The sequence below is a fragment of the Paenibacillus sp. FSL R5-0341 genome (assembly GCF_037975235.1).
Classification (GTDB): Bacteria; Bacillota; Bacilli; order Paenibacillales; family Paenibacillaceae; genus Paenibacillus; species Paenibacillus amylolyticus_A.
Window position 1 is genome coordinate 4,796,542 of record NZ_CP150241.1, and the last position, 15,805, is coordinate 4,812,346.

A 15,805-nucleotide genomic window follows, 5' to 3' on the forward strand; every position below is an offset into this window, starting at 1 on the left:
TACTATGACAAAATCAGGTTCCTTTACACAAGAAATGCGTTTCCGGCTTAAGTCTTCTCGCGAATACAGTCAGGCCAGCTTCGCCTGGGTCACGTCCCTTCTCTTGACTGCATTGTTGCTGTTCAACAGTTACGACTGGAGCGGGCAGACGTTCAAACCATTTCTGCTAACGATACTTGGGATCTACTTATTCTTCACACTGGTCCAAAGTGTTATCACCTTTCGGATTCGAAAAGACTTGATCCGTAACGGTACGGTCTCTGCTCTGACTCGCAGGTTAGCCTGGGTTCAGCTACTTGCTATCATTTCAGGCAATATATTTATCGTAACGGCCGCCTTTCATCTGATTCGAAAATCCAGGAACGTGGAGTATACCTTTGCGGTGTACATGCTGTTAACCCAGCTGTTCGTGATCGGTGTATCGGCGTTAAATATCTTCAAACCTTATGTGGCGGACAACTTTTTGCCAGCCATGGCGGTGCTGATATTTATTCTGGTGATCGACCTGGTCGTACTGCTTATCGTATCCCGATATAACGCGACCTCGATCCTCCCTCGCTGGATGATCGGTGTCAGTGTAGTACTGATTCTGACCTCGATCACAGGTAATGTATTTGCCCTATTGCTCGGCATTTCCATCATCGGACGCATTCGCAGACAGGGGAAACAAAAATCAAACTTCTGGAACGATCTGTGGGAGCGCCTTGCTCCGAATATGACTGCGATGTCCGGTTTGTTTTTTATCATTTTTCTGTTCTCGATATCGATCTGCAGTTTCTTCACCTTTGACTACAGCATGGCTGTGGAAAATAACTACTCGGCTCTGCTTCAACCGCCTTCCCTTGCGTATCCCTTGGGAACGGATGACTTCGGACGATGTTTATTTTCCCGGATTGTATTCGGTGCCCGGATCTCCTTGATTGTAGGTTGCATGTCGACCATCATTCCTGTGTTGATCGGCGGAGTCCTCGGAGCATTCTCCGGCTTCTACGGAAGACATACGGATAACATCATCATGCGGCTGCTCGATATTCTCTATGCAATTCCGGGTATTCTGCTCGCCATTGCAATTATTGCAGCGTTCGGAGCTAATACGGTCAATCTCATTCTGGCGCTGAGTCTGGGTTCAATTCCAACGTATGCCCGTACCATGAGAGCCAGTGTACTCTATGTATCTACTTTTGAATTCGTGGAAGCTGCACGTGCACTGGGGTACAACAATCGTACGATTATTTTCAAACACATTATTCCCAATTCCCTTGCGCCCATGATTATCAAGTCCACACTCACGATTGGTGGAGCCGTTATTGCTACCAGCAGTTTGAGTTATCTAGGACTCGGCGTGGAGCCGCATATTCCGGAATGGGGTAACATTCTGAAGCTCGGCAGTACATACCTGGAGACCCACTCTTATCTGGCGATTTATCCAGGCTTGGCTATTATTCTGCTGGTTCTTTCGTTTAACTTTCTCGGTGACGGTCTGCGTGATGCGCTTGATCCCAAGCTGGAAAAGGCCTAAATGATTCATTGAAATGAATGATATATAAAAAAGAATTCACACATCACACATTCAAGATATGGAGGGTAATCCCATGAAAAAACGTACACTCATCTCATTGCTATTAATTCTCGTCATTGTGATTTCCGGCTGCAGTGTAAAAACGAAAACCGAATCCCAGGCGGAGACCGCACCAGCGGACACAACAGAAACTGCGCAAAAACCGGCAGACATTGAACTACTCGCCATGAGTTCTTCCGAAAATGATGTAAACATTGTCCGCGACCAGCTGACTAAAAATGGCTTCAATGTGAAGCTGAACCTGCAGCCGGATTATGGCAGCTTCAAATCCCAGCAGGATGCAGGGAATTATGATCTTGCCTTGTCCAGCTGGACAACAGTAACGGGAAATCCCGATTATGCGGTGCGTTCCCTTTTCAAAACAGGTGGCGATTACAGTATCCTCGCCGATGGGGAGATTGATAAACTTATCGATCAGGCCGCTACCCAAACACCAGACGAATACAAAGACACGTACAAACAATTGGAAGATCGTTTGGTAACGGATCAGGCGTACATCGCTCCTTTGTACATTTCCCTGAAAAGTCAGGCTGTGAACAAAGACATTCTGAATGTCGACACCGTTCGTCTCTCTAAATCCCGCGCCATGGCTTGGGAACCGATTGAGTTCAACGACAGCTCCAAAAATGCCAAAGATCCGTTGATTCTGACGCAAAGTGCATCCGTACTGACTTCCCTTGATCCGATCAAAGGAAACGACGGTTCCATTAACCAGTTAAACACCAATATGTATGTACGTCTCGTTAACTTGACAGACGACGATCAGCTGACAGCAGATGGATCATTGTCTCATAACTTCAGTATTGCTGAAGGAAATTCGGACTACTACTTCATCCTCAGAGACGATATCAACTTTGCGAAGATTGATAACAAAAAAGCTGTAGATACAGGAGAACGTGTCGGTGCAGATGATGTTATCTTCTCCCTGGATCGTGCTAAAAACAAAGATTCCGTTCCGGATCACCGGACGTACAGTTTGCATGAACACATCAAAGAAGCTGAGGTTGTAACGGATCTGAGTGCATTGCAATCCATTAAACAATCCAGTGGCAATGGTACAATTCTCGAAGCATTGGAACAAGGATTGGGCAGCAAAATTTCGGAACTCGTGACTGACAAAACCAAAGCAGATAATAGCGCAGGTAAATATCAGGTCGTTAAACTGACAACAACTGAACCTTTCCCACAAGTATTGAACTACCTGGCTCACCAATCTGCGGGTATCGTGTCCAAAAAACAGGTGGAGAGCATCAACACATATGATGTAGCTTCCTTTGACGTGAATAAAGATATTCCTTACGGTGACCAGAACACGGTGACTGAAGGCGCAGCATACAATAACACCCTTTATACTAGCGGACCTTACATTTTGTCTTACAAAAATGACTATGAAGCAGTATTCTTGCAAAATCCGGGATATCGCAAAGGCACTGAATATGCACCAAAAATTGCTCAGGTCAATGTCCGGTTCATCGCGGATGCAGACAGTGCCCTCTCTGCTCTTCGCAGCAGTGAAATTCACTTATACTACGGTGTACCTGAAACCAAGTATGATATCATCGAAAATGACAGCAAGCTGAAATTGCAAAGTCTTCCAAGTAACGCTGTCTCCTATCTGTTGTTCAACACGGCCAATCGCGAGGTTGCCAAGAGCAGTGACCTGAGAAAAGCCGTGCTGTACTCCATTAATCAAGATGAGATTTTGAGTTTCTACAAGAACAACAAACTCAAAGCATACTCTACAGTAAGCCCGCTCGTTCAGACCGGGAATGAATTGAAAGCTGATCCTGCAAAAGTAAAAGAGTTCTTGAGCAACTATAACGCTTCCAAGTAAACGTATAACAACAAAAGGCTGCCATCAAGATCATGTATTTGATCCTGATGGCAGCCTTTTTTATTCTTCCAGCACACGGCAATCTGCCAGAACATCGGGGAAATTCCGCATGCTGTCCTCTTCCGTAATTTTGCGAATAACGCTGCACGGTACGCCTGCCGCAAAAGAATGCGGTGGAATATCACGCGTCACCACACTACCTGCTCCGATGACACATCCGTCTCCAATCGTTACGCCTCCGCACACTGTGACGTTTGCCGAGATCCATACATCGTTTCCAATCGTGACCGGTTTGGCATAACATAGCGACTTCACATCACCGTTCTGGTCCAACATCTGTCGCCGCTCACGGGCAATCATGGGGTGAACGGGAGTAACAATCGTAACGTTGGGTCCAAAACTGGTATAATCCCCGATCGTCACTTGCGCGTCGTCTTGTATCGTCAGATTGTAATTACCGAAGAAGTGGTCGCCTATCCGGGTATGCACACCATAATGAAAGAAGATGGGGCCTTGCATGAATCCGCCTTCTCCAATCTCTCCCAGCAGCTGTTGCAATATCTGATTCCTTTCCTCAGTCTGTTCTTCAAAGGTCTGACTGTAACGCTGACTGAGATTATGGGCCTGTCTTTTGATGCTCTTTAATTCCGGATCACTTGGACTGAACAATACGCCCTTCATGATTCTCTCTTCTTCACGCATCATGAATCCTCCTCTACAAGAGTTAGCTTATCAAATAAAAGCCACAGACATGGCCTGTGGGTTATAAGGCTTCTGATAGAATGCCTGACTTCAACGCCTGAAGCACCATTCCTCGTAACCCAGCATCAAAATCATGTTGGAACGAGTCCTGATGTACAATCTCCGGCAATGATGGCATGGGATGATGCTTCCCGTACTGTTTCCATGCCAAATCCAGCTCTTCTCTCTCCACACGTTCCTGATAAATGACAATCTGGTGCGGAGCAACGACGGCATTAATCGTTTGCAGAATATGACATACCTGCACTACAAAATCATCTTTGCTCATGTCACTTTTCCAATCAGGTGAATACGGAAGATACTTAATCTCACCAAACATCCCTTTATTCCCGCGGATCATCTGTCCATTCAACATCATGCCCATACCCGGTGGATATCGGTTCGGAAAATAAATGCCTGCTACACTCTGTTGCTTCATATCTGCATGCTGTGTACAGTATCCGCTAATCGCTGCATTAACGTCATTTTCCACGAGAACTTTCAGTTGGAACTCGCTCTCGATCTCCCGTATTAGATGTGAATGGATAAGCTCTTCATGACTGCTCACCGTGATGTCCCCATCCACGGCTTGCCCCGGAATACCGATGCCGATCATATTAATGGAAGGATACTCCGCAATGAAACGCGCGATAAGTTGCAGCACATGCCGTTTATCGAAAGCAGGCAAGACGCTCGCTTCCTTCAACACAACTTTATTCTCCAGATTCATGACCGTTGCCGAAATCAATTCCTGGCCTTTCATCTCTTTGATGTAAAGAACCAAAGCAAGCTTGAAATTATAATTATATCGATATGCCTGAGCAGGACGACCGCCGTTAGAGGGAACCACTTTATCTTGGAACAACTCTCCGCCATCACATAATTCCTGGATCAGTGCATTAATGGTAACAACACTAAGATTGGTTAGTGAAGCTAATTGCGGTTTGGTCGCCGTCTCGATCTGCTGCATAACTTCACGCACATTATTCATATTGATGTATTTCATCATTGTAGCATTGGCTTTTTTCATAACCCTCTCGTTTCTACTCTGGTTCAATCGAGCCAAAGCAATGGTATGCATGTAATTTTACTCCATATCATAGCACAACATAATACCTTACTCGAACCTTTGGGTTCCTTCGTGCGGACAAAGAATCGAAATTGTCAGAGCTACTCTGGTTTACTCAAACAAATCATCCATCGACTTCACAGGTTTCACTTCTATCGGCTGCTTTGACAAGACCATACATGCATAGGTACCCACCCAAATTATAACTGCCATAATAACGTAGACCATCCATGCTCACCTCCCTGTTTCCTTCGAATCATGATTTTGCGGTTGAGCGATTCTGTAATCAGTTAATAAATATACTTTATAAAGTTTATATCGTAAGTATGTGAGAATGATCCTTTTTTGTCAATATGATTTGTCCGAGTCCTTTTAAACAAGTGGGAAGTATTATTTAAAACGCATTATCTCAGTGCCAATAGTAAATAGCTGCCTCCAAGATCATGTATTTGATCCTGACGACAGCTACTTTTATATCATTAGAGCGCTATTTATTTCGAGTATTTTCCCTGTATGCCAGGTAATAAGGTCACAACCTGAATACCCACTCCCCATGCAAAATAGACCAAGTGAATGAGGGAGACATCCTGAATCCAGTACACCTGCACCATAATCCAGATGATGAGAGCAAAACCCGTGTACAAGGAAAACGTCCAAGCCCAGTAGCGGTCAGAATAGAGATTCAGTCTCTCACCAAGCCCCCAATGAACATAGCGTAAGAGCGAGATTGCAATCATTATGGGCATCACGCCAAGAACCAGCAATAGGATGATTCCCGGAAACAGAAAACTGGAAAATGGGGAATTCCGCAACAAAGATTCGGGCAAATTCACCATACTTCCGGATGGGTCCATGATTAAAATGACGCCTCCAACAATCGCCCCAAGCCCCAGCATTCCATGCATCAAAATGAGTAACCACGATCTGCCTATACGCTGCTTCATCATGAATTGCTCCTTCCTTCTCTCGTTTCACAAACCCTCCAGTATCATTCTCACACAAACTGCGAATTGTTCCTGTGCTTCTTTTCACTATATAGGCCTTGAAAATCATTCGTAATGGTAAAACTTGATAAAAGAACGTACGTTCGGTATAATGGGATTATCCTGAATAAGCGAGAGGCAGATATGGACGACAAATTTATTAAGGAATTACGCGAGATTAGTCGGGATGACAGACGAAGATCGGAATTCATGATTCAAGGTTTGAAGGAAACACTGCAAGAACGCAAAGAAGAAGGCATACTCAAGCGCTGGATACGGCGTAAGAAAACAGAGAAAAAAATCTCCCAAAGATTTAATCAAGATCCACACTCGGATCAAAAGTAACAACATAAAAAGGAGGCGGAATACGCCTCCCTTGCTATTTACATATTTGAATTATTTAGTTTGTTTGTTAGGCTGATCCATCATTTGAATTAATCTGCAACGGATGTATAAGTACCCTTTGTGCCCCCCCCCTCATTAACTCCAAGATCTGCACCTTTCTGTTCAAACTGGGCCGCCAATGAGCCATCTTGAATCATATAGAGCACGTCCTGTTCGGCCGCAGCATCCATATCCCTGGTGAACAACAAGGAAGCCCCGGCCATTTCCAGCAAAAAGACAACGGAATCATGATTCTGGTGTTCAGACACAGGCAAACTGCCTGAAGCTTCTACTTCCATGTGTGCCAGATCTGGAGCTATAAAATGTAAACTCGTCTCCTTATCAGCCTTATAGGACATGCCCTGCTGAATGGCGTATAGAGGAATGTTCCGTCCCATGGCTGTGTCCAGTAATTTATCAAAGTTTTCTTTACCACTGGTTGTGCCATTAAACATGAAACGTTTAACCGAAATCTGTTCCAGCAAAGCCTGGAGTCCTCCAATTAAGTTTGAAGAAGGGATTGTTGATTATATAACCAATTTATAGATTTTGTTTAACGATGGAATGTCACACTGTCCTCGATTGAGTCACGACCCATCCGCAAACCATTTACTGGTGCTTCTTTGTCTGGGTAACCAAATGATATTCCAAATAATAATTTTAGTTCGCCCGATACTCCAAGAACTTCACGGACAGTATCAGCAGAAAAGCCTAATGCTGTCTGGGGAATACCGCCTATCCCACGTGCCTCAAGCGCTAGTAGAAATGACTGACCATACATTCCAATATCAGATGCGACACGCACATTATCTCCAAATGAAGGCATAAATAAGAAAGCAACATGGGGTGCATTAAAAAAATTATAATTTTGTGCAGCTGCCTGCTTGCGACCTTTGTAATCTTCTCGTGCTATTTCTTGTGATTCATAATAAGCTTTTCCATGCGTATTTTTGCGTTCGCCATATCGGCCGTAAAAGGCGTTCATATCAAATGTAAAATCTGGTGTATGATTCCCTTCCTCATTCGCGCGTAACAAAGCTTCACTCAATTCATCCTTCTTATCACCTGAAACAATATGAACATTCCAAGGCTGCGTATTGCAATTAGACGGTGTATATTGAGCATCTTCGAGAACCTCACGAATCACTTCTTCCTTAACGGGTGTAGAGAGAAATTGACGCACAGATTGTCGAGAGCGTACAACTTCTTGAAAAGATTTAATAGTCATTAGTGTAACCTCCTCTTGTTTTTCGATGTTTCTTCACATAATGCTTTTGATAAATCCATGCTTATTTGGATATGATTGAATTGTATTGATTGTTTTTGTTACATTCATCTTCTAGAATAAAATCATTGCTCATCTTTTGGAAGAGGGCAATTTAAATTGCCTTAGTACACTTTTTTGTACTTATGGATAAATAGAGGTCCCTACCATTTTGTGTAAACGTTCTTCACAAGCACCAATAAGGGATTCGCTAACAAAACATTAATGTTGCGAATGCACCTCTTTACGGTTGACTACGCCGCGGCGAATGAAGAACGCTGTGACCAAGCCAATTAGAGCCAGGATAATCATGTACACAAATACGTTGTATGCTCCTGCCGACATCGCGTTTGCCATCTCGACCTGTTTGGCAAGAGCCGAGAAGCCGTGGAGGTATTTATCCATACTGCCCATAAGGATACTGACAGCTACAGCAATTCCGATCGCCCCCGTAACCTGCGGCAATGTGTTTATGACTGCCGTACCGTGCGGGTACAAGTCTGGCGGCAATTGATTTAGCGCGTGCGTTTGAGCAGGCATTAAGATCAAGGCTGTCCCAATAGAGAGCCCTATGTGCACAGCCACCATAAAGGCGATTGAAGAAGCAGGAGATAGCGTAGTGAAGAGCCATAACATGACTGAAACGATCACAAATCCGGGGATAACGAGCCATTTTGGCCCATGTTTATCGAATAAGTGCCCTATGCGCGGGGAGAGTAGACCGAAAAGCGCACTACCCGGTAAAAGCATGAGTCCCGCAGTGAACGGAGACAATCCGGCGCCCGTCTGCAGAAACATCGGCAGGATAATCAGGGTCGTCATAAAAATCATCGGGCATAACGCTACCAGAATCAGCCCAACAACGTACATCGGATACTTGAACACGCTCAGGTTCATCATCGGACTACTCATAACGTTCTGACGCAACACGAACAGCACCAGTGCGATGAGGCCGACAATGATTGAAGTGATCACAACCGGATTCCCCCAGCCTTCAGATCCTTCGCCTACTTGACTAAAGCCAAAAACAACTCCGCCGAATCCAATCGTTGACAACAACACAGACAGTAAATCAATCCGCTGCTTTTTGACATCGGTAACGTTCTCCAAATACTTCAACCCCATCAACAATCCTACGACTAAAAATGGAAGTGAGAACCAGAAAATATACTGCCATGTTAAATATCCGACTACCAGCCCCCCAAAGGTCGGTCCGAGCGCTGGGGCGAACATGGTAACAAGCCCGACTAACCCCATCGCCGCTCCCCGTTTATTCTGCGGATAGATGACGAGAATTGTATTGAACAATAGTGGGATCAATGTGCTCATGCCTACTGCCTGTAAAATTCGACTGAACATCAACATTTCAAAATTAAACGCCAACGCCGCGATTAATGTACCCACGATTAAACTGATGAGCGAAACTGTGAAGAGCTTTCTCGTAGAAAACATCTGCAACAACATTGCGCTTATTGGCGTTAAAATGCCTATCGTCAACATGTAGCCCGTCGTTAACCACTGTACCGTCGCAGCCGAGATTTGGAATACTTCCATCAAATTAGTCATTGCAATATTGATGGCAGTTTCGCTTAGATAGCCGAAAAAACCACATATAAGCAAAGCTGCCATAATCGCACTCGTATTGTATTTTTTCATCTCCAAAGATTTCAACCTTTATTCCTCCATCATATATAAAGTATAATTACCATATTGTTTCGCTCCGTAATCTTATTAAAGTATCTTACTTTAAACAAGTACGATCATTTTTAGAACATACTATAAAAAACAATACTAATGAGTTATTACACGCTTCTAAGAACCTGTATATTTATTTTGGAGGGGAAAATATGTATCACAACAACAAGTATTCGTCTGATTGTGGACTAAATAAAGTACAAAAAATAGTTGCAGGGAAGTGGAAATTATCGATCTTATGGTATATTGCTGAGGAAACTAGAAGGTTTGGGGAGATAAATCGTGTTTTTCCGGATATTACGCAATCGATGCTAACGAAGCAGCTCAGAGAGTTAGAAAGTGACGGACTCCTACATCGTGAAATTTATAAAGAGGTTCCACCAAGAGTCGAATATTGTTTAACCCCTCTTGGTAAGGGATTTTTACCAATCCTTCAAACTATGTGCAAGTGGGGAGATTACAATTTAGAATAAGAATCGATAACTTTATATAAAAAAAGATTAAAGATTTTTCAACAAATAACCTAATCCCACTCATTTATCAATTTTAGCAGATTTTTTATTCACTCTTGTTCAACTAAACTGCCCGTTAGTTTAACTGAAAAACAGCCGACTATTTAGCCGGCTGTCTACTTGAGTATCATTCTGAGTTCTGTGCCTGATTTATCTATTTCAGCTTTTGATCTACCCCGTTTTATGGCAAAATGGCAAATGATCGGACTGGAAAGCCAGATGCTTTATCCGCCTTCGGTACAATGTTGAAGATTACCGCGCCTTTAGCTGGCACCTGATCCAGGTTTGTTAACAACTCAACCTGATATGTATCCTGAGCAAGTACATAATATTCTGCGAGAAGTGCCCCATTCTTCTGATAATCCACAGCTGAATCCGTGTCAAAGGTTTCATGCCCAATAGCTTGTACTTTTCTCTCCTCAAATAAAAACATAAGCGCACTAACCGACCATCCAGGTGCATGACTGTTGCCCTCATCATCCTTGTTATCAAATGCTTCATGGTTAGGCCAGCGTTTGCTCCAATCTGTACGTAAGGCTACGAAACTTCCAGCTTCTATCACACCATGCTCTCTTTCAAATTCAAGAATGTGCTCCACATCCAGTGTGAAATCCGGATTGTTCTGAACTTCAGCGGACTGGTCAATGACCACAAGCGGTAGTACAAGCTCCTTTAAACCCAATTCATCGAGATAGCGGGTATCCCGAACGAAGTGAATCGGCGCATCAAGATGCGTCCCGTACTGACCCGGGAACCTGAAGCTCTGGGCAAAGAAACCTTGATCGTGATCAAACAGGGTATCAAATTGTGCAGCATCAAAAGCTGAAAAATGTGGAGATTCCGGTCCAAATGTATGGGTCAGATCCACCCACTTCTTTTCTTTCAATAATTGAATGGCTTGAATGAGTTCGTTGGACATCCTAATCACCTCATGCACAGAATGGAATAAATTTCTCCTATTATATCTTATTCCACCACAATTGGGGAGCAGTCCCTATCTGTTAAATATCAAATTTATAAACTTTACTGACCGTAGTTGTCAGTAAAGTTTTTTTATAATACGAGAGTAATCCAATCAATCATGAATAACAAAAGGAGAGTGTATGATGCAAACGAGGAACGTATATTTATATGTATTCGATACGATGTCAGACTGGGAGGTAGGTTATTTAACTGCTGAACTGAACTCGGGAAGGTATTTCAGGAAAGGTATTGAGCCTTTACAGGTCGTAACCGTAGGCGTAGATAAACATCCGGTAACTACCATGGGCGGATTGAACATCCTTCCTCATATTTCTATTGATGAATGTGCATTGAAAAGTAACGATGTCATCATTCTTCCAGGAGGAAACACTTGGATGGACACCATCCATGATCCTCTACTGAAAAAAGTTACTGCCTCTATAGAAGAAGGTACAGTTATTGCGGCGATTTGTGGTGCCACCGTTAGACTTGCAAAAATGGGGTTACTGGACTCCAGACAGCATACAAGTAATGATTTAGAATACCTGAAGATGATATGCCCAGATTATACTGGAGAAACATATTATGAAACGGAGCCAGCAGTAACCGATGGAAATGTAGTTACTGCATCAGGCATAGCTCCGTTAGAATTTACGATGCATGTACTGAAGAGACTGGATGTATTTGCACCAGAAACATTACAGGCCTGGTACAATCTGTATCAGACCCTTGAGCCAAAATACTTCTACGAGCTAATGAATTCTATTGCACCTGAATAACGAGTTTCCCGCGGGTATGATGGGTTTCACTCTTCTCATGTGCTTCCCTTAATCCCTGTTGAGTTAGCGGGTATGTTCCATCAATAATCGATTTGAGCTTGCCTTCCGCAGCCAGTTCAGCCAGCTGATCCAGTTGATCCCCTTTGGGCTCCATCATGAAGACGTTGGCCGTTACTCCGGCCTCCTTGGCAAGCTTCTCATCCGGTTGTTCCACCAGAGATACCAGATGGCCACCAGACTTCAGCACCTTGAAGCTGTCGCGCTGAATATCGCCGCCCATCGTATCGAGTACAACATCATAACCGGAGAGAATCTCCGAGAAATCTTCTTTTTTATAATTAATAAAATGATCCACACCCAACGAGCGAAGCAATGCTTCATTCGATTCACTCGCCGTGGACGCCACTTCAGCACCGAGGGACTTGGCAATCTGAATGGCATATGTTCCCACTCCACCTGCGCCAGCATGAATGAGTACCTTCTGTCCTTTGGCTAACCTTCCATGATCCACAAGGGCCTGCCAGGCCGTCATCGCTGCCAGCGGGATCGCTGCCGCTTCCTCGAAACTCAGTTTCTCCGGTATACGGGCAATAATGTCCGCATCGACAGCAACATATTCTGCATAGGTTCCGAATTGACGAGGACGCGCAAACACCCGATCACCTTCTCTGAAACGCGTGACATTCGAGCCAGCTTCAGCCACCGTCCCTGCAACATCACCGCCCAGAATCAACGGAAAATTCTCAACTGCTTCTTTCATATCGCCTTGTCTGATTTTGAAATCCACCGGATTGACCGACGTGGCATGCGTTCGAATTAGCACCTGATTCACTCCACATGCTGGCTTGGCTACTTCCTGTTCTTTCAATTGTTCAGCTCCACCAAATTCCTCAATCACAATTGCTTTCATTAGAGATCCCAGCCTTTCCATTGGATTATCGTTATGCTCTCTCCCTTCATTACCCTTTCCCGGCGATCACTTGACCTATCCATACAAGAAATCACTACAGGTTGAGAACGCAATTTAGACCAGGAACCGTGATATAATGTCGATTATCGATTAGGTTTAACCTTTAGCCAATAACTGAACAAGCGAGGTAACACGATGGAAGTAGAAGTAAGTACATTACATTCATTTTCGGACAAGGTTCTTGGCGGAAACCCCGCAGGCGTTGTTCTACAAGCAGCGCATTTATCTGAATCCCAGATGCAGGAGATTGCCAGACAAGTCGGTTTTTCAGAGACAGCATTTGTTATGCCATCGGATCAGGCTGATTTCAAAGTGCGTTACTTCACCCCAAGTGATGAAGTCGATCTATGCGGGCATGCAACAATTGCTTTATTTTATCTAATGAAGACACAGCAGCTCGTTGATGTTGGTACATATACATTGGAGACACTGGCGGGAATTCTTGAGATAGTTATCGAAGTCAATGGAGAAGTCTATCTGTCTCAGACGTTGCCTGAGTTTGGGAAGATCGTGGATCGACAGCAGATTGCCGATTCGTTACGTATTTCTATGGGGGATTTGCATTCCGAACTACCTGTACAGATCGTATCTACCGGTCTACCCGATATCTTGATAGCCGTTAGAGATGTTGATGTTCTGACCAAAATCGACCCTGACTTCCAGCGGATCACTGAAATATGCAAGGCTCATCATGCCGTAGGTTATCATGTGTTTACACTCGAACCAGATGCTACGGACGTTCTGGCAGAATGCCGCAATTTTGCACCGCTTTATGATATACCGGAAGAGAGTGCAACGGGCACATCCAATGGTGCAATGCTCTGTTATTTACATCAGTACAACCAACTCGCAGATCCTCATCAACATACGTATATGATCAGACAAGGGTATACCATGAACCGCCCCTCCGAGATCCGAGCCAGATTAACTCTGGGTAGCTCTAATGACATCACGCAGATTCAGGTTGGCGGTAGCGCCGTTCATATCGAAAATATCCAAATTCACCTCCCTTAATGGGAGGTGTTTTACATACTCAGGGTACTTAGGATACGGAGGGTACGTAAAGTACGCAGGCTATGAAAACGATCTATACGAAGGAATTTCAAGGCTGTTGGTCTTCATTGAATCTGCTGTAAAAATCGTAACACCGCCGCCTCCAGCTGCTTAAGTCCTGGTTGCTCTATAGGGAAATGGCCTGCACCCTCCAAGATCACACATTCCTTTTCCACCACCAGTCGATCAAAAAAAGATTGGCTGAACCGGATCGGTGTCATGGGGTCCAGTTCAGGGTGAACCAACAGGACCGGACACTGGCCGAACTGTTCCGGGCTTACCTTAGGCTCCTTATTAAGGAATGTTCTTAACAGTTCCAACGGAATTCGTGTGGCTGCCGCTTGTGGATCATTTATAATAAGCCGGGTTAAGTCCTCGTTATTGGTAATCAGTTGCATGCGGGATACCTGCTTGACCGAAATATGTACATGATCCAGTAGACCAGGAAACAGATCCATCATCCGTTTTCCCACACGGCTCACCAGACGATTCGGCGCGAGCTGATCACGCATTTCCGGATTACTGGTGTCTACAAATGTAGTTGCGATCAAACCCCTAACGTGCTTGCTGCGAGCACTGGTGTGATAGGCAAGCATCCCTCCGATGCTACTTCCCAATACGACGATTGGCTTGCCGTCTCTCTTATATTCCCGATCAATGAGTGAAACAAGTAGGTCTATCCATAGTTCATAGTTAATACGTGTGCCAGGCCGTGCGTAACTTAGCCCATACGGTGGAATATCTGGCGATACCACTTCGTATCCATTCCGCTGTAACATGCGGGCATACGGAGCGAGCAACCTGCCATTGCCTCCCGCACCATGAATGAACAGAATTTTGATTGAAGACTCCGGTGCGGGTAATCGATCAATATGTAGATGAACCCCATTCGATTCCCACCATTCTTCTTCAGGCGCTGTAATATCGTCCAGCCTGACTTCTTCCGGGAAAAAGACCTGATACTGCTTCCAATAGGGATGTGTTGTCTGATAGGAAGGCAAACTTTTTGTCATGCGGTACATTCTCCTCTTTTCGTATACAAAAAAAAGCCGTACAATGTACGACTTTTCGTTATAAACCGTCTATGATCATACTTCTTTGTATAACACCCTCATATATCTGTCAATCGGGAAATTGTACATTGCCCGGTACGATATATGCACCACCCGATCCATCATTAGGCAGAGCAGGGATCGTATCATTCAACACCTGACCGCGAATATCGGTAATACGAATGTTCAGTTTTTCTTTGCCCAGTCCCGTTCCAAGGAAATGATTATAGTCTTGCTTTTCAAGATTGAGCCACGTACCATCCTTCTGTTTCACTTCGAACTTCAGCACCGGATATTTGTGATTACGAACCTGAATAGCTGCCCACCACTGACTGCTGCCTTCCTTGATCCGATAGGAGACATTACCTTGGATTGGCGCTTTGACCACTTTCCAGCTGATATTGATTTTGCCTGCCTTCGGGTCACCGATCAGGTTAAAGGCATTCGGCGAAAGATCCAGCGCTCCACTGGCGCCCTCTGGATAGAGGTCTGTTACATAGACGGTTGTTTTGCCTTTAGGGCCCTCCACTTCGAGATAGGCTCCCGCCAAAGCGGCTTTGACACCGTTATAATTGAGCTGGTATGGATTAAGTGCAGTAATCTTCATGTCTGCCGGGATGGGATCAAGCAACACCGCACCTCCCGAGTAGCCTGAGCCCGTATACGTCGCGTAACCCTGATATGTATCATTCCATGCAGCAGATGCAGGTAGAGCAAATAATACGAGACTGAGCAACAACCCTGTACCGGCCCATTTTAACCGTTGAAATCTACTTTTCTTGTTCATCAACTATTCCTCCTCGTCATTCTACCTTCTGTTACACTGAAACATAAGTTGAACAAAAGAATATTTACACTTGCCACTCCGATGACAGAATAACCTTCCGATCACTGTTATCCCCAGATTTTTTTTTGCAAAGGTGAAAA

General features: G+C 44.4%; 16 protein-coding genes. 6 read left to right on the top strand and 10 right to left on the bottom strand.

Annotated features, from left to right (window positions below; genetic code table 11):
- The first annotated feature begins 4 nt into the window (after positions 1-4).
- Together MKX75_RS21500 and MKX75_RS21505 are read left to right on the top strand one after the other, a co-directional pair.
- A complete protein-coding gene (locus MKX75_RS21500; protein WP_339166750.1) occupies positions 5-1,519 on the top strand; it encodes an ABC transporter permease in 1,515 nt (504 codons plus the stop codon).
- A 73-nt stretch (positions 1,520-1,592) separates the two neighbouring features.
- Positions 1,593-3,413, top strand: a complete 1,821-nt coding sequence (locus tag MKX75_RS21505) for an ABC transporter substrate-binding protein (RefSeq protein ID WP_339166751.1) — start codon at positions 1,593-1,595, stop codon at positions 3,411-3,413.
- Positions 3,414-3,473: 60 nt separating this feature from the next.
- Here the strand turns inward: MKX75_RS21505 and MKX75_RS21510 are convergent, their stop codons facing one another.
- The 3 genes from MKX75_RS21510 to MKX75_RS21520 all read right to left on the bottom strand — a co-directional run bounded on the left by MKX75_RS21510 (position 3,474) and on the right by MKX75_RS21520 (position 6,170).
- Positions 3,474-4,118 carry a sugar O-acetyltransferase gene (locus MKX75_RS21510; RefSeq protein ID WP_339166752.1) on the bottom strand — a complete coding sequence of 215 codons (645 nt, stop codon included), beginning with the start codon at positions 4,116-4,118 and terminating at the stop codon, positions 3,474-3,476.
- Between the two features lie 58 nt (positions 4,119-4,176).
- Entirely contained in the window at positions 4,177-5,235 is a 1,059-nt protein-coding gene (locus MKX75_RS21515) for an ROK family protein (protein ID WP_339166753.1), read from the bottom strand.
- A gap of 479 nt (positions 5,236-5,714) precedes the next feature.
- Positions 5,715-6,170 (bottom strand): hypothetical protein, encoded by a 456-nt coding sequence (locus tag MKX75_RS21520; RefSeq protein WP_339166755.1) that lies wholly within the window; start codon positions 6,168-6,170, stop codon positions 5,715-5,717.
- A gap of 180 nt (positions 6,171-6,350) precedes the next feature.
- Here MKX75_RS21520 and MKX75_RS21525 point away from each other — a divergent pair, with 180 nt between their 5' ends.
- Entirely contained in the window at positions 6,351-6,551 is a 201-nt protein-coding gene (locus tag MKX75_RS21525) for a hypothetical protein (RefSeq protein WP_026080945.1), read from the top strand.
- 89 nt (positions 6,552-6,640) lie between these two features.
- Here the strand turns inward: MKX75_RS21525 and MKX75_RS21530 are convergent, their stop codons facing one another.
- From MKX75_RS21530 to MKX75_RS21540, 3 genes are all read right to left on the bottom strand, one after another.
- Positions 6,641-7,075: a hypothetical protein gene (locus MKX75_RS21530; protein WP_339166756.1), complete on the bottom strand. Its 435-nt coding sequence runs from the start codon at positions 7,073-7,075 to the stop codon at positions 6,641-6,643.
- A 68-nt stretch (positions 7,076-7,143) separates the two neighbouring features.
- Entirely contained in the window at positions 7,144-7,818 is a 675-nt protein-coding gene (locus tag MKX75_RS21535; RefSeq protein ID WP_339166757.1) for a nitroreductase, read from the bottom strand.
- Positions 7,819-8,076: 258 nt separating this feature from the next.
- Positions 8,077-9,510 carry an MDR family MFS transporter gene (locus MKX75_RS21540; protein ID WP_339170546.1) on the bottom strand — a complete coding sequence of 478 codons (1,434 nt, stop codon included), beginning with the start codon at positions 9,508-9,510 and terminating at the stop codon, positions 8,077-8,079.
- A 191-nt stretch (positions 9,511-9,701) separates the two neighbouring features.
- Here MKX75_RS21540 and MKX75_RS21545 point away from each other — a divergent pair, with 191 nt between their 5' ends.
- Positions 9,702-10,022: a winged helix-turn-helix transcriptional regulator gene (locus tag MKX75_RS21545; protein WP_091028020.1), complete on the top strand. Its 321-nt coding sequence runs from the start codon at positions 9,702-9,704 to the stop codon at positions 10,020-10,022.
- A gap of 220 nt (positions 10,023-10,242) precedes the next feature.
- Here the strand turns inward: MKX75_RS21545 and MKX75_RS21550 are convergent, their stop codons facing one another.
- Positions 10,243-10,980 carry a cyclase family protein gene (locus MKX75_RS21550; RefSeq protein WP_339166759.1) on the bottom strand — a complete coding sequence of 246 codons (738 nt, stop codon included), beginning with the start codon at positions 10,978-10,980 and terminating at the stop codon, positions 10,243-10,245.
- 187 nt (positions 10,981-11,167) lie between these two features.
- Between MKX75_RS21550 and MKX75_RS21555 the strand changes: the two genes are divergently transcribed.
- Positions 11,168-11,803, top strand: a complete 636-nt coding sequence (locus MKX75_RS21555; RefSeq protein WP_339170548.1) for a type 1 glutamine amidotransferase family protein — start codon at positions 11,168-11,170, stop codon at positions 11,801-11,803.
- On the opposite strand, the gene MKX75_RS21560 is transcribed toward MKX75_RS21555, so the two are convergent.
- Positions 11,787-12,713: an NADP-dependent oxidoreductase gene (locus tag MKX75_RS21560; RefSeq protein WP_339166760.1), complete on the bottom strand. Its 927-nt coding sequence runs from the start codon at positions 12,711-12,713 to the stop codon at positions 11,787-11,789. The genes MKX75_RS21555 and MKX75_RS21560 overlap by 17 nt on opposite strands.
- A gap of 195 nt (positions 12,714-12,908) precedes the next feature.
- On the opposite strand from MKX75_RS21560, the gene MKX75_RS21565 reads away from it, so the two are divergent.
- Positions 12,909-13,787, top strand: coding sequence for a PhzF family phenazine biosynthesis protein (locus MKX75_RS21565; RefSeq protein WP_339166761.1), 879 nt, complete (start codon positions 12,909-12,911; stop codon positions 13,785-13,787).
- 104 nt (positions 13,788-13,891) lie between these two features.
- Here MKX75_RS21565 and MKX75_RS21570 read toward each other — a convergent pair whose 3' ends face one another.
- A complete protein-coding gene (locus tag MKX75_RS21570) occupies positions 13,892-14,839 on the bottom strand; it encodes an alpha/beta hydrolase (protein ID WP_339166762.1) in 948 nt (315 codons plus the stop codon).
- 109 nt (positions 14,840-14,948) lie between these two features.
- On the bottom strand, positions 14,949-15,665 hold the full coding sequence (locus MKX75_RS21575; RefSeq protein ID WP_339166763.1) for an expansin EXLX1 family cellulose-binding protein: 717 nt from the start codon (positions 15,663-15,665) through the stop codon (positions 14,949-14,951).
- Between the last annotated feature and the right edge of the window lie 140 nt (positions 15,666-15,805).

What these genes read in the sequence shown, in the direction of transcription:
- MKX75_RS21500 (WP_339166750.1), top strand. Translation starts at nt 5, where the DNA reads ATGACAAAATCAGGTTCCTTTACACAAGAAATGCGTTTCCGGCTTAAG.
- MKX75_RS21575 (WP_339166763.1), bottom strand. Translation starts at nt 15,665, where the DNA reads ATGAACAAGAAAAGTAGATTTCAACGGTTAAAATGGGCCGGTACAGGG.
- MKX75_RS21515 (WP_339166753.1), bottom strand. Translation starts at nt 5,235, where the DNA reads ATGCATACCATTGCTTTGGCTCGATTGAACCAGAGTAGAAACGAGAGG.
- MKX75_RS21520 (WP_339166755.1), bottom strand. Translation starts at nt 6,170, where the DNA reads ATGATGAAGCAGCGTATAGGCAGATCGTGGTTACTCATTTTGATGCAT.
- MKX75_RS21545 (WP_091028020.1), top strand. Translation starts at nt 9,702, where the DNA reads ATGTATCACAACAACAAGTATTCGTCTGATTGTGGACTAAATAAAGTA.
- MKX75_RS21535 (WP_339166757.1), bottom strand. Translation starts at nt 7,818, where the DNA reads ATGACTATTAAATCTTTTCAAGAAGTTGTACGCTCTCGACAATCTGTG.
- MKX75_RS21525 (WP_026080945.1), top strand. Translation starts at nt 6,351, where the DNA reads ATGGACGACAAATTTATTAAGGAATTACGCGAGATTAGTCGGGATGAC.
- MKX75_RS21510 (WP_339166752.1), bottom strand. Translation starts at nt 4,118, where the DNA reads ATGATGCGTGAAGAAGAGAGAATCATGAAGGGCGTATTGTTCAGTCCA.
- MKX75_RS21555 (WP_339170548.1), top strand. Translation starts at nt 11,168, where the DNA reads ATGCAAACGAGGAACGTATATTTATATGTATTCGATACGATGTCAGAC.
- MKX75_RS21565 (WP_339166761.1), top strand. Translation starts at nt 12,909, where the DNA reads ATGGAAGTAGAAGTAAGTACATTACATTCATTTTCGGACAAGGTTCTT.
- MKX75_RS21540 (WP_339170546.1), bottom strand. Translation starts at nt 9,510, where the DNA reads ATGAAAAAATACAATACGAGTGCGATTATGGCAGCTTTGCTTATATGT.
- MKX75_RS21560 (WP_339166760.1), bottom strand. Translation starts at nt 12,713, where the DNA reads ATGAAAGCAATTGTGATTGAGGAATTTGGTGGAGCTGAACAATTGAAA.
- MKX75_RS21550 (WP_339166759.1), bottom strand. Translation starts at nt 10,980, where the DNA reads ATGTCCAACGAACTCATTCAAGCCATTCAATTATTGAAAGAAAAGAAG.
- MKX75_RS21570 (WP_339166762.1), bottom strand. Translation starts at nt 14,839, where the DNA reads ATGACAAAAAGTTTGCCTTCCTATCAGACAACACATCCCTATTGGAAG.
- MKX75_RS21505 (WP_339166751.1), top strand. Translation starts at nt 1,593, where the DNA reads ATGAAAAAACGTACACTCATCTCATTGCTATTAATTCTCGTCATTGTG.